Annotated in this window: 17 protein-coding genes; all 17 read left to right on the top strand. The window is 69.4% G+C overall.

The features are described from left to right. Positions 1-28: 28 nt before the first annotated feature. Entirely contained in the window at positions 29-1,357 is a 1,329-nt protein-coding gene (locus EDF57_RS08655) for a sigma 54-interacting transcriptional regulator (RefSeq protein WP_134093914.1), read from the top strand. Then, a complete protein-coding gene (fliE, locus tag EDF57_RS08650; protein ID WP_132268267.1) occupies positions 1,354-1,752 on the top strand; it encodes a flagellar hook-basal body complex protein FliE in 399 nt (132 codons plus the stop codon). The genes EDF57_RS08655 and fliE overlap by 4 nt, the downstream gene beginning before the upstream one ends. A gap of 6 nt (positions 1,753-1,758) precedes the next feature. After that, entirely contained in the window at positions 1,759-3,540 is a 1,782-nt protein-coding gene (gene fliF, locus EDF57_RS08645; protein ID WP_134093913.1) for a flagellar basal-body MS-ring/collar protein FliF, read from the top strand. After that, positions 3,540-4,547 (top strand): flagellar motor switch protein FliG, encoded by a 1,008-nt coding sequence (gene fliG, locus EDF57_RS08640; RefSeq protein ID WP_134093912.1) that lies wholly within the window; start codon positions 3,540-3,542, stop codon positions 4,545-4,547. The genes fliF and fliG overlap by 1 nt, the downstream gene beginning before the upstream one ends. Next, positions 4,540-5,169, top strand: coding sequence for a FliH/SctL family protein (locus EDF57_RS08635; RefSeq protein ID WP_134093911.1), 630 nt, complete (start codon positions 4,540-4,542; stop codon positions 5,167-5,169). Before fliG ends, EDF57_RS08635 begins: the two co-directional genes overlap by 8 nt. A 16-nt stretch (positions 5,170-5,185) precedes the next feature. Continuing rightward, positions 5,186-6,511 carry a FliI/YscN family ATPase gene (locus EDF57_RS08630; protein WP_132268259.1) on the top strand — a complete coding sequence of 442 codons (1,326 nt, stop codon included), beginning with the start codon at positions 5,186-5,188 and terminating at the stop codon, positions 6,509-6,511. Positions 6,512-6,513: 2 nt separating this feature from the next. Then, positions 6,514-6,939 (top strand): hypothetical protein, encoded by a 426-nt coding sequence (locus tag EDF57_RS08625; protein ID WP_134093910.1) that lies wholly within the window; start codon positions 6,514-6,516, stop codon positions 6,937-6,939. A 48-nt stretch (positions 6,940-6,987) separates the two neighbouring features. Beyond that, entirely contained in the window at positions 6,988-8,478 is a 1,491-nt protein-coding gene (locus EDF57_RS08620; RefSeq protein WP_134093909.1) for a hypothetical protein, read from the top strand. A gap of 27 nt (positions 8,479-8,505) precedes the next feature. Next, positions 8,506-9,111, top strand: coding sequence for a flagellar basal body-associated FliL family protein (locus EDF57_RS08615; RefSeq protein WP_132268255.1), 606 nt, complete (start codon positions 8,506-8,508; stop codon positions 9,109-9,111). 175 nt (positions 9,112-9,286) lie between these two features. Then, on the top strand, positions 9,287-10,069 hold the full coding sequence (locus tag EDF57_RS08610) for a FliM/FliN family flagellar motor C-terminal domain-containing protein (protein WP_243840964.1): 783 nt from the start codon (positions 9,287-9,289) through the stop codon (positions 10,067-10,069). A 43-nt stretch (positions 10,070-10,112) separates the two neighbouring features. Beyond that, positions 10,113-10,433, top strand: a complete 321-nt coding sequence (gene fliN / locus EDF57_RS08605; protein ID WP_132268252.1) for a flagellar motor switch protein FliN — start codon at positions 10,113-10,115, stop codon at positions 10,431-10,433. Further along, positions 10,433-10,729 (top strand): flagellar biosynthetic protein FliO, encoded by a 297-nt coding sequence (locus EDF57_RS08600; RefSeq protein ID WP_132268250.1) that lies wholly within the window; start codon positions 10,433-10,435, stop codon positions 10,727-10,729. The genes fliN and EDF57_RS08600 overlap by 1 nt, the downstream gene beginning before the upstream one ends. Continuing rightward, on the top strand, positions 10,726-11,511 hold the full coding sequence (gene fliP, locus EDF57_RS08595) for a flagellar type III secretion system pore protein FliP (RefSeq protein ID WP_134093907.1): 786 nt from the start codon (positions 10,726-10,728) through the stop codon (positions 11,509-11,511). The genes EDF57_RS08600 and fliP overlap by 4 nt, the downstream gene beginning before the upstream one ends. Positions 11,512-11,514: 3 nt before the next feature. Continuing rightward, a complete protein-coding gene (locus EDF57_RS08590) occupies positions 11,515-11,805 on the top strand; it encodes a flagellar biosynthetic protein FliQ (RefSeq protein WP_132268246.1) in 291 nt (96 codons plus the stop codon). After that, the gene (gene fliR, locus EDF57_RS08585; protein WP_134093906.1) at positions 11,802-12,602 is read left to right on the top strand and encodes a flagellar biosynthetic protein FliR; all 801 of its coding nucleotides are present in this window, start codon (positions 11,802-11,804) and stop codon (positions 12,600-12,602) included. Before EDF57_RS08590 ends, fliR begins: the two co-directional genes overlap by 4 nt. After that, positions 12,599-13,735, top strand: a complete 1,137-nt coding sequence (locus tag EDF57_RS08580; protein ID WP_134093905.1) for an EscU/YscU/HrcU family type III secretion system export apparatus switch protein — start codon at positions 12,599-12,601, stop codon at positions 13,733-13,735. Before fliR ends, EDF57_RS08580 begins: the two co-directional genes overlap by 4 nt. A 55-nt stretch (positions 13,736-13,790) precedes the next feature. Next, a complete protein-coding gene (fliD, locus tag EDF57_RS08575; protein ID WP_134093904.1) occupies positions 13,791-15,245 on the top strand; it encodes a flagellar filament capping protein FliD in 1,455 nt (484 codons plus the stop codon).

Raw genomic sequence — 15,245 nt, 5'->3', positions numbered from 1 at the left:
ATGCATTAATCCCACGGGGACGAGAAACATGGTCGAACTGGTTTTCGACACGGAATTCAACCGGCGCCACGGGCCGCTTGCCCATCGCGCCGCCGCCATTGCCGGATCGCTGTTCGATTGTTCGGCGATCGCCCTGCGCGATGCGGCGGACGAGACGATCGGGTCCGGCCCGGTCGCCGCTCCCGCGCGCGAACGCGTGGTGCGGCTCTCGCGCGGTATCCAGCCGGTCCTGTCCCGCAAGACCGCAGCCCTCACCGATGTCGTCTATGCCGACCCCATCGGCGAGGCATCGCTGGCGATGCTGCTGGCGGCCATGGCCGGCCCGGACGATCCGATCGCGGCCGATCCCGAGAGCCTTTCGGTCTTCGCCCTGGCCGACCGCCTGGCGAACAGCGACATTCCCGTGCTCGTCAACGGGCCGACCGGCACCGGCAAGGAAGTGCTCAGCCGCTTCATCCATGCCCGCAGCCCGCGCCGCGACGGCCCCTTCATCGCCGTCAACTGCGCCGCCATGCCGGAAACCATGCTGGAGGCCATGCTGTTCGGCCACCAGAAGGGCGCCTTCACCGGCGCCACTCAGGCCAGCGAAGGCTTCATGCGCGCGGCCGACGGCGGCACGCTGCTGCTCGATGAGATCGCCGAACTGCCGCTGCCGCTCCAGGCCAAGCTGCTGCGCGCGCTGCAGGAGCAGGAAGTGGTGCCGATCGGCGCCACCCGGCCGATCAAGGTGGACTTGCGCGTGATCGCCTGCGCCAACCGCGACCTACCCACCGAAGTCGCCGAGGGCCGCTTCCGCGCCGACCTCTACTACCGGCTCAACGTTTTCCCCCTCACCTTGCGGCCCTTGCGGGAGCGCCCGGATGACATCGCCCCGCTGGCCTTCGCCATGGCCCTGCGCCACGCCCCGGACCCGGCGCGGGTGCCCTGCCTGAACGATGCGGCGCTCGCCATGCTCAAGCTCCACTCCTGGCCCGGCAATGTGCGCGAACTGGAAAACGTCATCCGCCGCGCGATGCTCCTTGCCCACGGAAAAACCATGATCGCCCCCGAACACATCGCTTTCGACAGCCCCGCCCGGCTGTTGCCTTCCGCCATGCCCGCGCTGCATCATGGCGCCCTGCCCGGTGCCGAGCCCTTCGACATCGACGGCAACCGCAAGCTCGCCAGCATCGTCCAGAACTCCGAGGCCCGCGCCATCGTGGAAACGCTGGAAGCCTGCGGCGGCAACCGGGTACGCGCCGCCCGTGAACTCGGCATTTCCGAGCGGACCTTGCGCTACCGCCTCGCCTCGCTGCGCGAAGCCGGGATCGACCTTGGCCCCAACACCCCGCGCGGCGCGGTGGGAGGCCTGCGATGAGCACGGTCCCCGGGCTTTCCGGCGCTGCGCTGCCCGGCAGCGGGGGCGGCATCCAGCAGATCATGGCGATGCGCCAGCAGATCATCCAGCGCAGCGATCTGCTCCAGCAGATCCACGCCGCACAAGGCAGCGGAACGGCGAATGCCGTCGGCGGCTCGCAAGTCCAGCCCGCCGGACAGGGTTTTGCCGACACGCTCAAGTCCGCGCTGGACGGCGTCAACGCCGTGCAGGCCCGCGCCGAAGGCGTGACCGACGCCTACCAGAAAGGCGAAGTGACCGACGTGGCGAAAGTCATGCTCGCGCGGCAGGAAGCCGGCGTCGCCTTCGAGGCGACCATGCAGGTCCGCAACAAGCTGCTGTCCGCGTACCAGGACATCATGCGGATGGGAGTCTGATCCGAAATGGCCGACCTCGTTCCCGCCCCCGCGGCTTATGCCGGCACCGCGCAGCTTCCCGCGACCGGCTCCCTCTTCGCGCCCTTCACCGATCGGTCCGGTGGATCGGTGCTCACCCGCCTTGGCACCTTCACCGCGCAGCCGGGCGTGAAGAAGATGCTGCCCGCCTTCATCGGCCTGGCCGCGATAGGCGGCGCCTTGCTGGCCTGGGCGACTCTCGCCCCCTCGCCGCAGCGCGTGCTCTATGCACAGCTGGACGATTCCGACCGGGCGGGCGTTGCCGCCGCGCTCGAACAGGCCGGGATCGGCTACCGCATCGACAACCAGACCGGCGCACTCACCGTAGGCGAGGGTGATTTCTACAAGGCCCGCATGCTGGTCGCTTCGGACGGGGCCCTGGCCGCTCCCGAAAGCGGCGACCAGATGCTGGACAAACTGCCGATGGGCGCCAGTCGCACGCTGGAGGGCGAGCGCCTGCGCTCCGCCCGCGAGCACGACCTGCAATTGACCATCGGCGAGATCGACGGGGTGGAATCGGTCCGCGTCCATGTGGCGGCGGGTGAAAAGTCGGTCTTCGTGCGTGACAACGTGGCGCCGACCGCCTCGGTCATGGTGCGGCTGAAGGCGGGCCGCCAGCTTTCCGCAAGCCAGGTCTCCGCGATCGTGAATCTCGTCGCCAGTTCGGTGCCGGGGCTTTCGCCGGACGCGGTGAAAGTGGTGGACCAGCACGGACAGTTGCTCTCGCAGGGCGGCGGCGCGGAAGCGGACCGGATCGACCTGCAATCGCGGCTGGAATCGAAGATCCGCGAACAGGTCTCGGGCCTGCTGGCGCCAGTGCTCGGCCCTGACAACTTCACCACCGAGGCGCAAGTCGCGCTCGACATGGACGACGTGACTTCCGCGCGCGAAAGCTACGACAAGGACGGCGCCGTGCGCAGCGAAACGCAGGAACAGTCGCAATCGACCGGCTCCGGCCCTGCCGCGGGCGTTCCCGGCGTGCTCTCCAACACCCCCCCGCCCGCCACGCAGGCGCGCCCCGGTCCGCCGCAGGGCACCCAGCCCAGCCCTACGGCCACCCCACCGACCAACGGCGAGACCTCGTCCAGCCGGACATACGAACTGGGGCGGCAGGTCTCGGTGGCCAATACCCGGCCGGGCGGCATCAAGCGCATCTCCGTGGCCGTGGCGATCAAGGCCGATGCCATGAAGGGCGCGCGGGCACAGGACGTGCAGGATATCCAGTCGCTGGTCAGCGCCGCCGTCGGCGCCGACCCTCAGCGCGGCGACCAGGTGAAAGTGGTCATGCGCAAGTTCGAGCCGGTGGGCGAAAGCGCCACACCGTTCTACGAGGCGCCGTGGTTCGCGATGGTGGTGCGCAACGGCGCGGCCTTGCTGGCGGTGCTGATGGTCCTGCTGCTGGGCGTGCGCCCCCTGATCCGCGCCATGCGGGGCGACAAGCCGGCGCCGAAGAAGCGCAAGGGCCGCAAGAACAGCAGGCTTGGCGAAGACGGCGAGGCGGAGGACGGGTCCGACGCCCTCGGCCCCATCGCGGAACGCAGCCTCGAAGCGCTGGTACCGGCCGGCAGCCTGCCGCTCCGACCCGAGATTCCCGGCGCGGACGGCCTCGACATCGACTTGCGCCGCGCCGACCTGCTCTCCCGTCAGGTCAATCTGGCCCAGCGCCTGGTCACCGAAAGGCCGGACAATGCCGTGGCCGCGCTCCGCCAGATGATCAACGAGCCCGCCTCGGAAGCCGCCTCCGACAAGGCACGGGCCAAGGCCGCCTGATGAGCGAGACCGCCCCCCTGCGCGCGCCTGACAGCGCAGCGATCATGATGATGCTGCTCGACGAGGACCAGACCAGCCGCATCCTTTCCGAACTCGAACCGGACGAACTTCGCCGCCTTGGCGAAAAGATGTGCGCGCTGGGGGAGATCGGCCCCGAGGTGATCGCCGAGGCCATCGCCGGCTTCGTCGCCAAGACCGAGGCGCTCGGTCTCGTCGCGCACGACCGGGTCGGCCAGGTGCGGGGCATGATCACGCGCGCGGTGGGGGAAGTGAAGGCGGACAACGTGATGCGCCGCATCCTGCCCGCAGCGCCTCTGCACTCCACGCTCGAACTGGCGCGCTGGCTGACCCCGGATTCGCTGGTGCCGCTGGTGCGCGGCGAACATCCGCAGGCGATCGCCGTGCTGCTGGTGCAGCTCGATCCCGAGGTGGCCGCTGCCGTGCTCCATGCGCTGCCCGCCCCGGAACAGCCAGAGATCGTCCACCGCATCGCCACCCTGGGACCGGTATCCCCGCAGGCGATCCTGATGCTGGAGGAGCTGCTGGCCCGCCGCATCGCCGAGTGCCACGGCCAGCGCCCGCTCGCCATCGGCGGCGCGCGCGAGGCGGCGGAAATCATCAACGGCGTCGGCAAAGTCGTCGAAAAGCGCGTGCTGGGCGAGCTCACCCGCCGCGACAAGGTCCTCGCCCGCCGCATCGAGGAGGAGATGTTCAAGTTCGAGCACCTCTTCGTACTCGATGCCAAGTCGATGGGCACATTGCTGCGCGACGTCCCCAACGACACGCTGATCGACGCGCTCAAGGGCGTAAGCGAGGAGGAGCGCGAGCTGTTCTTCCGCGCCATGTCCAGCCGCGCCGCCGACGGCGTGAAGGACGAGATCGTCGCGCGCGGGCGCACCCGCCTGGCCGATGTCGTCGCCGGGCAGAAGGAAGTCGTGGCCATAGCCCGCCGCCTGGCGGCCGACGGCGCCATCGCCTTCGGTTCGGGGGACGACGACTATGTCTGACCTCGGCTTCTTCGTCCGCCGCCCCGGCAAGCGGCTGATCGACGCGCTTGCGCAGCCGGCCGGCTTCCAGCCCGACTTGCGCTTCGGCGGCACCTTGCACCTCGGCCCTTCCGAGCCGGAGCCGCCGCCCACGGTGGTCCCGGTCGAGGCGGCGGATCCTGTCGGAGAGGCCTTCAGCCACGGCTTTTCCATGGGTCACGAGCAGGCCGCCCGGGAAGCGCAGCAGCGGGCGGAGGCCGAAGATGCCGCGCGGGATGGCCTTTCGCTCGCCTTTGCGCGCCTGGACGAAGTGCTGGAGGAGGAACTCCGCCTGCGCCTGCGCGATACCGTGGCCGCGCTCTGCGAAGCGGCCGTCGCGCCCCTTGCGATCGAGCCGGAAGCGCTGCTGCGGCGCGTCGGCGTGGCAGTCTCGATGCTTTCCCGCGCCGAGGACGAGCGGCTGATCCGCCTCCACCCCGAAGATCTCAAACTGGTTTCGCCGCGGCTTTCCGCCGAGTGGCAGGTCCAGCCCGACACCTCGCTCGAACGCGGTACTGTCCGCATCGAGACGGCGACCGGCGGGGTCGAGGACGGTCCCGCCAACTGGCGCCGCGCGATTGCCGAGGCCTTGCACCGCTGCTGAAAGGGCCCCCCGGCCGATGCTGAAGCTCTGGGAACCGATCCTTGCCGATCTTGCCGCCGGGCCGCTCGATCTCGGCCCGCGCCGCTTCGGGCTGGTGGCCGCCTGCGACGGCGGGCTGCTGGAAGTCAGCGGGCTTTCCGTGCCGGTCGGCGCGATGTGCCGCGTGTCGCATGCGCCGGGCCAGTCGCTGGCGGCCGAAGTGATCGGCTTCCGCAACGGCAGGACGATGATGATGCTTCTGGGCGACATGATCCTGCTGCGCCCCGGCGCGCGGGTCTGGGCGGAAGGTCGGCCCGGCCTGCTCCCGGTCGGAGAGGCCTTCCTCGGCCGCGCCGTCGATGGCGAGGGTCTGCCGATCGACGGGGGCTTCGCGATCCACAGCCGCATGGAATGGCCCTCTGGCGGAGTGCGGACATCCGCGCTCGATCGCAGCCCGGTGCGCCTGCCCTTCGACACCGGGGTGCGCGCCCTCAATGCCCTCACCACCTTCGGTGTCGGCCAGCGCATCGGCGTGATGGCCGGTTCGGGCGTCGGCAAATCCGTGCTGATCGACATGATCGCGCGCGGCGCCTCGGCCGATATCGTCATCGTCGGTCTCATCGGCGAGCGCGCGCGCGAAGTGTCGGACTTCGTGGAGCGGCACATGAACGCCGCGAAGAAGGACAAGACGGTGGTGGTCGCCGTGCCCGCCGATCACGCGCCCAATCTTCGCCTGCGCGGGGCCATGCTCGCCACGTCGATGGCCGAGCACTTCCGTGCGCGCGGCCGCCGCGTGCTGCTCATCATGGACAGCCTCACACGCGTCGCCCATGCCGCGCGCGAGATCGGCCTTCTGCTTGGCGAGCCCGGAGCGGCGCGCGGATACCCGCCCTCCGCCCTCGCCACGATCACCAAGCTGGTGGAGCGGGCGGGCAATTCGGCAGCTTCGGGCGGATCGGTCACGGGGCTCTACACCGTGCTCGCGGATGGCGACAACCAGGACGACCCGGTGGTCGACACCGCCCGCTCGATCCTTGATGGGCACATCGTCCTTTCGCGCGATCTGGCGCAGCGCGGGCAATATCCCGCGGTGGACATCGCCGCCTCGCTCAGCCGGGTCATGAACGACATCGTGCCGCCCGAACACCAGCAGCTTGCCCGCCAGTTCCGCGCACTGACCGCGAGCTACGAGGCCAATCGCGACCTCGTGCTGATGGGAGCCTACCGCGCGGGCGCCGACCCGCAGCTCGATCGCGCCATCGCCATGCACGAGCGGCTGGCCGCCTTCCTCGGCCAGCCCCAGGGCGACATCGTCGACCTGGGGCGCAGCGCCGCGCAGCTCGCGGCCCTGCTGGGAGGCTGACCGTGAAGGAAGAACGCAAGCGCCTCGTCCGAATGCGCCGCCTCGAAAAAATCCGCGCCATTGCCAAGCAGACCGCCGCCATCGAAGCGGCGCAGGCCGAAAGCACCCTTTCGAAGCTGCGCGACTTGTCCGAGCGTACCCGCCGCATGGCGGACGATTATGGCGGCCGCCGTGAAATGACCGATGGGGCGGCGCTGCACCAGGTCGGGCGCTTCGTCGGCGGGCTTCAGGCCATCCGCCGCACGACCGAGGGCGACGCCTCGCGGGCGCAGTCGATCGCCGATGCCAAGCAGTTGCTCCTGGCCGAAGCCGAGCGCCGCCGCGCCGCCATCGAGGACCGCGCAGCCCATCAGGAACGAACCATCGCCAAGGCCGGCGAAACCCCGGTCCTGGGCGGCCGCAAGCCATCTGGCACGGCTCTTGAATAGCAATTCCCACCATCTTTTCGAACGCTTGATACGAGGAACCTGCAAGGCATGATCCAGTTTTCCGGCCCGGTATCTGGCCCGGCACCAGTCGGCGCCCCGGCATCGGCACCAACAGTCGCCCCGGCCCCATCCGGAAGCGCGCCAAGTTCCGCCAAGGCCGCCGAAACGGGGGGCTTCGCCGCCCTGCTCGGCGCAGCGGGCGGCCTCGTGGCTTCGGTGGAACCGGCGTCGGGGATGGTTGCCAGCATCGCGGCCGGGGTCGAAGCGGCCGTGAAGCGGGTGGCCGGGACCGTCCTGCCGGGCGGCAATGTCGGCAAACCGGGCGGCAAGATCCTGCCGGACGGCGAAGCAGAGGCCCCTGCCACCGAGGACGGCGCAAAGGATGGCACCACCGCCGAGAGCGAGGATCGGGCCGCGCCGCCGCTGCTCCCCGCAACCCTCACCGAACTGACCGCAGCGCTTGTCGCGCCGCCGATGCCGCCGACGATGGTTCCGGCTTCGACTGCCGCTGGTTCCGCCGCCGCACCGCGCGGCGAGGCGACGATCATCGCGGCGAGGCTTCCGCAGCCCCGCATGCCCTTGCCCTCGGCTGTCGCCCCGGCTTCCGCCCCGACCGCCGCAACGCCGCCTGCCGCCCTCGATACCGCCAGCATTGCCCTGGCGCCGATCACCGTCGTCGCAGTGGAAGTGCTGGAGGTCGTTCCGGGGCAGAGGCCCGTGACAACAAGCCCGACACCGTCCGCTCACGCTCAACCCCTGGCCGTCTCTTCAAACCGGGAAGCGCAGCCTCCCGGAATGCCGACGCCCCAGCCTCTCGCCGGAGTGGCAGGCGCCCCCTCGCGCGGCACCGAGACACCGGTTTTGCCGGCGGTATCGACCGAGATCGCATCCGCTCCTAGCGATTCCGCGCCGGAAGCCCCCCGCCCTGCGCTAGCTGCAGCGGTGCAGGATGCCGCGTTCCCATCGTCGCAAATGCCTGCCCCCGTCCTGCAATCGCCCCCTGTCCCCGCCCCGATCGACAGCCCAGGTCCGTCGCGACCCGCGGAAGCGCCTCAGGACTTTGCCACGCTCGTCGGCCGCCTGTCCGAAGCGCGCGAGGCGGCCAGCCCGCATCTCGTCCGCACCGCTCTCAACCATGCGCAGTTCGGGCCGGTCTCGCTGGAGTTCCGCCACGAGGACAGAGGGCTCTCCGTGACCATGGCCAGCGCTTCGCCCGGCTTCAACGGCTCGGTTCAGGCCGCCCTGGCCGCCTCGCTTGCCGGCCCCCTTGCCGGTGGCGCGCAGAACGGAGCGGCCGGAGACCCGCCGCGCGATAGCGGCCAACCGGCCGGGCAACACCAGCCCGCAACTTCGGGCAATGCCGCCAGTGGCGGCGGCGCCGATCCGCGTCAGCAGGCGTCCGGCGCCGATCGCGGCGGTGCAGGGGAGCGTCAGGGCGCGGGCGGCCAGCAGGGCTCCTCGCGCGAACGGCAGGCACACCACCATCGATCGTCCCGGCCCGAGCCGCGCGATGGCGACCGCAGCGGCATCTATGCCTGATCCGGCACCAAGGGGGGATTGCGTACAGTGAGCGAAAAGGCAGCGCAGGACGGCACCGCCGAGGCCAGCGGCAAGGCAGGAACCAGGCGCAGGGGCAAGTTGACTCTCGTGCTCATCGCCGCGGGCATGCTGGTGGTGGGCGGCGGCGGCGTGGCGGCGCTCATGATGAGCGGGATGATCGGCGGCCATGCCTCCAGCCGCGAGGACAACCAGCCCAAGCTGGTCCGCAAGGGCGAGGACGATCCCTATATGCCCAAGGCCGAGGGTGAAGAGGGCGCTGCGCCGCCCGAGGTCGAAGGCGACGGCGGCGATCCCTATCGCACTGCCTACTTCACCTTCAGCGAGGATTTCACCTCCAACCTCAAGGACTCGGACGCCCTCGTCCAGCTGAGCCTGGCCTGCTCCACGCGGCGGGATGGGCGCGTGGTCATCTGGCTGAAGAAGCACGAACTGGCGATCCGCTCCGCCCTGCTCGAAATCCTGGCCGATACGCCCGAGAACGACGTCTACACGATGCCGGGCAAGGACCGGCTGGAGAAACGGCTGACCGCCGCGATCAACAACGTGCTGATCCGCAAGGAAGGGTTCGGCGGCGTCGACGGCGTCTACTTCCGCACTTTCATCATCCAGTGAGACATCATCCAGGAAGGCAGCGGTAATGGCGGCTCCAGACTCGTCCCGCGGGCATGCAGCCCGCTCCCCGTCCCGTCCCTCGGCCCGTCCCCCGGCACATCACTGCAGCGAACTGCTGGGAACGGGTCCCTCGAACGCGGATCTGGTTCCGGCGTTCTCCCTGATCGGGGAAAGGTTGACGCGTGCGCTTGCCGTGGGCCTTGCCCGGCTGTCGGGCGGCGAGGCGCCGCTGGTGCGCGCCGCCATGCCGGTGGCTGCCACGCTGGCGACGGTCGAGGCCGGGATCGCGGGGCTGGCGGCGCATACGCTGATGGGCATGGGCGTCTCCGGCCTGCCGCTCCTGGCGATCTTCGAGGCCGCGCCGGTCTTCCGGCTGGTGGACCGAGCCTTCGGCGGCCCCGGTGAAGTGCCCGATCCCCTGCCCGAAAGCTTCCCGCTTTCCGCCGAACTCCTGCTCGCCCACATCGAGACTTGCGTGGCCGAAGCGCTCAGTTTCGCGCTCGACGGCCAGGGCGGCGAGGAGCACCGCGTCCGTCCGCTGCGCCGCGATGTCAGCCTGCGCCAGCTCGACCCTTTCCCCGCCCATGCCGACCTGCTGACGCTGTCGTTGGACATCGAGGAGCCGGGCCTGTCGGCCTGGTCGCTCACTCTCGCTCTGCCAACCACCACGCTGGCCGCCGCCACCACGACGCCCCGCCACGGACCCCCGCGGCGACGGCGCTTCGTGCATCCGGAACCGGCCGAGGAGCCCTTCGCCTCCATGCCGCTCGAAGTGACGGCGGTGCTTGTCGACATGCAGCTCGGCATGGCGCGCCTGTCCAACTTGCGCCCGGGCGAGATCCTGCCGGTGGCGGTGGCGCGCAGCGTCCCGCTCCAGATCGGTGGCCGCACGCTGGCCAGCGGCACGATCGGGGAAATCGACGACCGGGTCGCGGTCCAGGTCACGCACGCGTTCTGACGCCTTCACCCCGCCTTCCAGACAACAGGGACAACGACCGACGATGAGCATCCATCCCCGCGGCCTCGATTTTCTTCGCGACGTCGACGTGCGCCTGACCGTGGAACTGGGCCGGACCCAGATGAAGCTGAAGGACGTGCTCTCGCTCGGCCCCGAAAGCCTGGTCGTGCTGGACCGGCTGACCGACGAGCTGCTCGACGTACTGGTCAACGGCAAGCCGATCGCGCGCGGCGAAGTGGTGTCTCACAACGGCCGCTTCGGCCTGAGGATTGTGGAGATCGCGGGGCTGGAGGGCGCGGAGGGCGGGTCGGCGGAAGATGCCCTGTCCCCGGCCCTGCCCGACGGCGAGGAAGGCGCGGCCTGATGCTCTGGTATCTGGCCAAGCTGGTCGTCCTGCTGCCGCTCATCGGGCTGCTGGCCTGGGGCTGCCTGATCCTGGCCCGCAAGATGCAGGAGCGGGCGGGGCTGAACGCCGGCAGCCGGTCCTTGCGGATCGTGGAGACGCTGATGCTCTCGCCCACCCAGCGCCTGGCGGTGATCGCCTTCCACGACCGGGAAATCCTGGTGGCAGCCACACGCCACGGCCTCACGCGCCTGGCGGAAGCCCCCGCGCGTCCGGATTTCGACGCCATCGTTGCCGCCGGGACCGCGGAGCCATGAAGCGCCTGTTCGCCACCTGCCTGCTCGCGGCTCTTTTCGTGCCGCTCGCCGCCCATGCGCAGGAGGCGATACCCGGCGCACTGGACCGCGCTTTGGGTTCCTTGGGAGGCAGTGGAGCGGGCGGCTCCGGAAGTTCGGGGGGACTGAGCATGTCCCTGCAGCTCCTGCTGGTCATGGGGCTGCTGACGATCCTGCCCAGCCTGATCCTGATGATGACCAGCTTCACCCGCATCCTGGTGGTGCTGGCCATCCTGCGGCAGGCGCTGGGTCTGCAGCAGTCCCCGCCCAACCAGGTGCTGATCGGACTGGCCCTGTTTCTCTCGCTCTTCGTCATGGCGCCCACGCTTGAAAGGGTGAACGCCGATGCCGTTGCGCCCTACGCCGCCGGCCGGATCAATGCCGAACAGGGAATCGCGGCGGGGGGACGCGCCTTCCATGCCTTCATGATCCGCCAAACCCGCGAGCGGGACCTCATGATGTTCGCCGACATGGCCGCCCGGAACGGCAACGGGCCGGCCCGCTTCGGCAGGAGCGAAGACGTGCCCTTCTCGATCCTGCTTCCTGCCTTCGTCACCAGCGAACTCAAGACGGCCTTCCAGATCGGCTTCATGCTGTTCCTGCCGTTCCTGGTGATCGACCTGGTGGTGTCTTCGGTGCTGATGAGCCTGGGCATGATGATGATGAGCCCGATGGTGGTCTCCCTGCCATTCAAGCTGCTGCTCTTCGTGATGATCGACGGCTGGGCCCTGCTGATGGGTTCGCTGGCGGCGAGCTTCGGCTAGGCGATGGAAGACATCACCGCCCTGCTCTCGCTGGCCGACCGCATGCTCTGGGTGACGGCACTCGTCGCCGCGCCGGTCCTGCTGGCGTCCTTGGCGGTGGGGCTGGCGGTGGGCGTGGTCCAGGCCGCGACTTCGGTGAACGAACAGACGCTGACGTTCGTGCCGAAACTGGCCGTCACCGCCGTGGTGCTGGTGGTTTTCGGCGGTTCGATGATGACCCTCGTCGGCGAGTTCGCACAGGAAGTCTTCGCGCAGATCGCCCGCACCGGACTGGCCGAGCAGGCCGCGCCGTGATCCAGCTGGACTTCGGGTTCGGGCCGCTGGAGACCGAATTCTGGCGGCTGGTCTTCGTGATGACCCGCATCGGGGCGACCCTGGTCGCGGCCCCGCTCTTCGGCATCGCCGGCGTACCCCCGCAAGTCCGCGTGATCGGCGCGGGATCGCTGGCCGTGCTGGTCTGCGCCTGGACGAACGTCGCCGCACCGGCCGCGCTGTTCTCCGCCGCCGGGGTGCTTTGCGTCCTCGGCGAAGTGCTTGTCGGCCTGGCGCTGGGCTTCGTGCTCCAGCTTTCCTTCGCCGCGCCGATCCTGGCGGCAGAGCTGATCGGCGGCGCGATGGGCATGAACGTCGCCACCGCGGTAGACCCCAATTCCGGCGCGCAGTCTCCCGCACTCGGGCAGTATTTCGCGGTGGTGCTCTCGCTGGTCTTCCTGGCGCTGGGCGCCCATCTGCAATGGTTCGCACTGATCGTCGACAGCTACCGTGCCTTCCCGCCGGGGCACACCTGGCTCGGGGCCGAGCGCCTCGCCGCGATTGCCGGGTTCGCGGGCCGCATGTTCGCCACGGGCGTGACCATCGCGCTGCCCGCCTGCCTGATCCTGCTGGTCGTGCAGATCGTCACCGGTGTGCTCGGCCGCTCGGCGCCTTCGCTCAACTTGTTCTCGCTGGGGCTTCCGGCAGGCGTGCTTGGCGGTATCGCCGCGCTGCTGGTGGGCGCCCCGGTGCTGACCGACCTGGTGGTGCGTCTTTCGGCCGACGCCGTCGAACAGACGGCCGAACTCCTGCAATCCGGCGGTGGCAGCGCGCCATGAGCGAACAGGAAGGCGAAAAGAGCTTCGCGCCTTCCGAGAAGCGCAAGCGCGAGGCGGCAAAACGCGGCGACGTGATCCGCTCGCGTGAACTGGCGACGGCGGCCTCGGTGGCGATCGGCGCGGCATGGCTGTCGCTGGCGGGTCCCTGGGTGCTGAACATGCTGGCGGAAGTGCTGCGCGCCGGCTTCACCTGGGACAAGTCCGCGCTGGACGACTTCACCCCCGGCCGCCTGCTGATGGGTGCGCTCCTGGCCGGGCTTCCGCCGATCCTGGTGCTCGGCCTGGCGGTCGTCCTCGCCTCGCTGGTCTCTCAGCTCGGGTTCGGCGAAGGGCGCTGGCTCGGGGGCAACCTGGCGCCGAAGGGCTCGCGGATCAACCCGATGTCCGGCCTCAAGCGCATGTTCGGCCTGACCGGCGTGATCGAGATGGCGAAAGGCATCGCCAAGGTCGCTCTGCTCGGAACGATCGCCTGGACCTGGGCCGAAGGGCGGCTGGAAGCTTTCGCACGGCTCGGGCGGGGCAACCTTTTCGCAGAGCTGGCCTATGCCTGGGACGCTCTGGTCCAGCTTCTCTTCTGGCTCTCCGCCGGGCTGTTCGTGATCGCCCTCGTCGACCTGCCGGTGCAGCTCGTGCGCCGGATGATGCGCCTGCGGATGACCCTCCAGGACGTGAGAGACGAGCAGAAGGAAAGCGAAGGCTCGCCCGAAAAGAAGGCGGCCATAAAGGAGCGGCAACGCAAGATCGCCATGGGCGGCCTGGTCCCGGCGATGAAGGATGCGCAGTTCATCATCACCAACCCGGCGCATTTCGCCGTCGCCCTTGCCTACGACCCCGCCATGGCGCCTGCCCCGCTGGTCATCGCCAAGGGCCGCGGCGATCGGGCGCAGGCGATGCGGCAGATGGCGCCGGAGTTCTCCCTGCCGGTGCTCTCCTACCCCGCGCTCGCCCGCTCGGTCTATTTCACCACGCGCGAAAGGCAGATGATCCGCGAAGACCACTATGTGGCGATTGCCGCGATCCTCGCCTTCGTGCTGGCCCTTCGGCGCGGGGAGCATCGCCACCCGCCGCAAGTCTCCGTTCCTGTCACCGTCCGCTTCGATGCCGAGGGGCGTCCCGATCCCCGCCAGGGCTGAGAAATTCTCCCGAGCCGCCCCTTAACGAATGCCCACCCCTGCCGTTCTCCGACCCATGGCTACCACCACCGCATCGACCGCCGCGACTTCGTCGCTGACCAGTTCCTCGCTGGTGACCGCGCTTGGCGGCGGCAGCGGCGTGGACATGGCAGCCCTGGCCAACAATCTGGCCAATGCCCAGTTCGCCAGCCGGAACGACCGCCTGACAGCCCGCTCGGACAAGCTGGGCACCCAGATTTCCACGGCCTCCAACATCAAGTCCATGCTGCTTTCGCTCGATACCTCGTTAGGGACGCTGGTGCGCTCGGGAGACCTGGCGCGCACGCCCAGCCTTGCCAATGCCGCGGTCGGCGCGGCCAGCCTCACCGGCACCTCGACGCCCAAAGGCACCTATTCGCTGGAAGTCACCCAACTCGCCCGGGGCCAGCAACTGGCGAGCAAGGCCTATCCGGCAGCCACGGACAAAGTCGGCGCGGGCACGCTCACCTTGCGCTTCGGCACCGTCTCCGGCAGCGCGTTCACGCCGGATAGCAGCCATGCGGCGGTCGATGTGACGATCGCGGCGGGCGCCTCGCTTGCCGACGTGGCCAAGGCCATCAACGCCGCGAACGCCGGCGTCAGCGCCTATGTCGCCCAGACCGTGGACGGCGCGCAACTTGTGCTGAAGGGACAGGAAGGCGCCGCCAACGGCTTCATGCTGGAAGCGAGCGAGGACCCCGCCAATCCCGGCCTCTCGAAGCTGGCCTGGAGCCCCGCCAACGGCTCCGCTCCGGGCCAGGCCCAGCTTCTCGCTGCCGCGCAGGATGCTGCCTTCAAGGTCGACGGCCTGGCGATGACGGCCAGATCCAACACCGTCAGCGACGCCATTCCGGGCGTGAAGCTCCTGCTTGCCGCCACCAATATCGGCGCGCCTACCACGGTGAGCTTCGCCAATCCCGCCACCTCGATCGCGGGCGCCATGCAGGACTTCACCGACGCGCTGAACGAGGTGATGTCCGCGCTCAATACGGCCACCGCGATCGGCGGCGATCTCGCCAACGACGGCGGCGCGCGCGCCCTGAAGCGCGCGCTTTCGGGTCTGGCCGGATCGACCATCATGCCGAATGCCACCGGCACGGCGAAGACCCTGGCCGACATCGGCCTCAAGACCCAGCGCGACGGCACTTTCGCGCTCGATACCGATCGGCTGAACACGGCCATCGCCGCCGATCCCGAAGGCGTGACGGCCATGTTCACCAACGGCCTCCACGGGGTCTACGCCAGCTATGACAAGATCTATCGCGCCGCGACGTCCAGCACCGATACCAGCTCTCTGGGCGGCTCGATCTCGCGCTATACCAAGTTGCTCGCGCAGATTTCCGATGACCGGAGCAGTCTGGCGGAACAGCAGGAGAAGCTCCGCGCCCGCCTCTCCTCGCAGTTCTCCGTCTCCGAAGCGCGGATCGGCGTGTCGAAATCGACATTGACGATGCTGCAGAACCAGATCGCCCAGTGGAACAAGAGCAGTTGA

Source organism: Novosphingobium sp. PhB55, from assembly GCF_004368805.1.
Classification (GTDB): Bacteria; Pseudomonadota; Alphaproteobacteria; order Sphingomonadales; family Sphingomonadaceae; genus Novosphingobium.
This window is presented reverse-complemented; position numbering and strand designations above follow the sequence as displayed.

Coding starts and splice junctions, on each gene's coding strand:
- fliP (WP_134093907.1), top strand. CDS start 10,726: ATGAAGCGCCTGTTCGCCACCTGCCTGCTCGCGGCTCTTTTCGTGCCG.
- EDF57_RS08580 (WP_134093905.1), top strand. CDS start 12,599: ATGAGCGAACAGGAAGGCGAAAAGAGCTTCGCGCCTTCCGAGAAGCGC.
- fliN (WP_132268252.1), top strand. CDS start 10,113: ATGAGCATCCATCCCCGCGGCCTCGATTTTCTTCGCGACGTCGACGTG.
- EDF57_RS08635 (WP_134093911.1), top strand. CDS start 4,540: ATGTCTGACCTCGGCTTCTTCGTCCGCCGCCCCGGCAAGCGGCTGATC.
- EDF57_RS08630 (WP_132268259.1), top strand. CDS start 5,186: ATGCTGAAGCTCTGGGAACCGATCCTTGCCGATCTTGCCGCCGGGCCG.
- EDF57_RS08655 (WP_134093914.1), top strand. CDS start 29: ATGGTCGAACTGGTTTTCGACACGGAATTCAACCGGCGCCACGGGCCG.
- EDF57_RS08600 (WP_132268250.1), top strand. CDS start 10,433: ATGCTCTGGTATCTGGCCAAGCTGGTCGTCCTGCTGCCGCTCATCGGG.
- fliE (WP_132268267.1), top strand. CDS start 1,354: ATGAGCACGGTCCCCGGGCTTTCCGGCGCTGCGCTGCCCGGCAGCGGG.
- fliF (WP_134093913.1), top strand. CDS start 1,759: ATGGCCGACCTCGTTCCCGCCCCCGCGGCTTATGCCGGCACCGCGCAG.
- fliD (WP_134093904.1), top strand. CDS start 13,791: ATGGCTACCACCACCGCATCGACCGCCGCGACTTCGTCGCTGACCAGT.
- fliG (WP_134093912.1), top strand. CDS start 3,540: ATGAGCGAGACCGCCCCCCTGCGCGCGCCTGACAGCGCAGCGATCATG.
- EDF57_RS08620 (WP_134093909.1), top strand. CDS start 6,988: ATGATCCAGTTTTCCGGCCCGGTATCTGGCCCGGCACCAGTCGGCGCC.
- EDF57_RS08590 (WP_132268246.1), top strand. CDS start 11,515: ATGGAAGACATCACCGCCCTGCTCTCGCTGGCCGACCGCATGCTCTGG.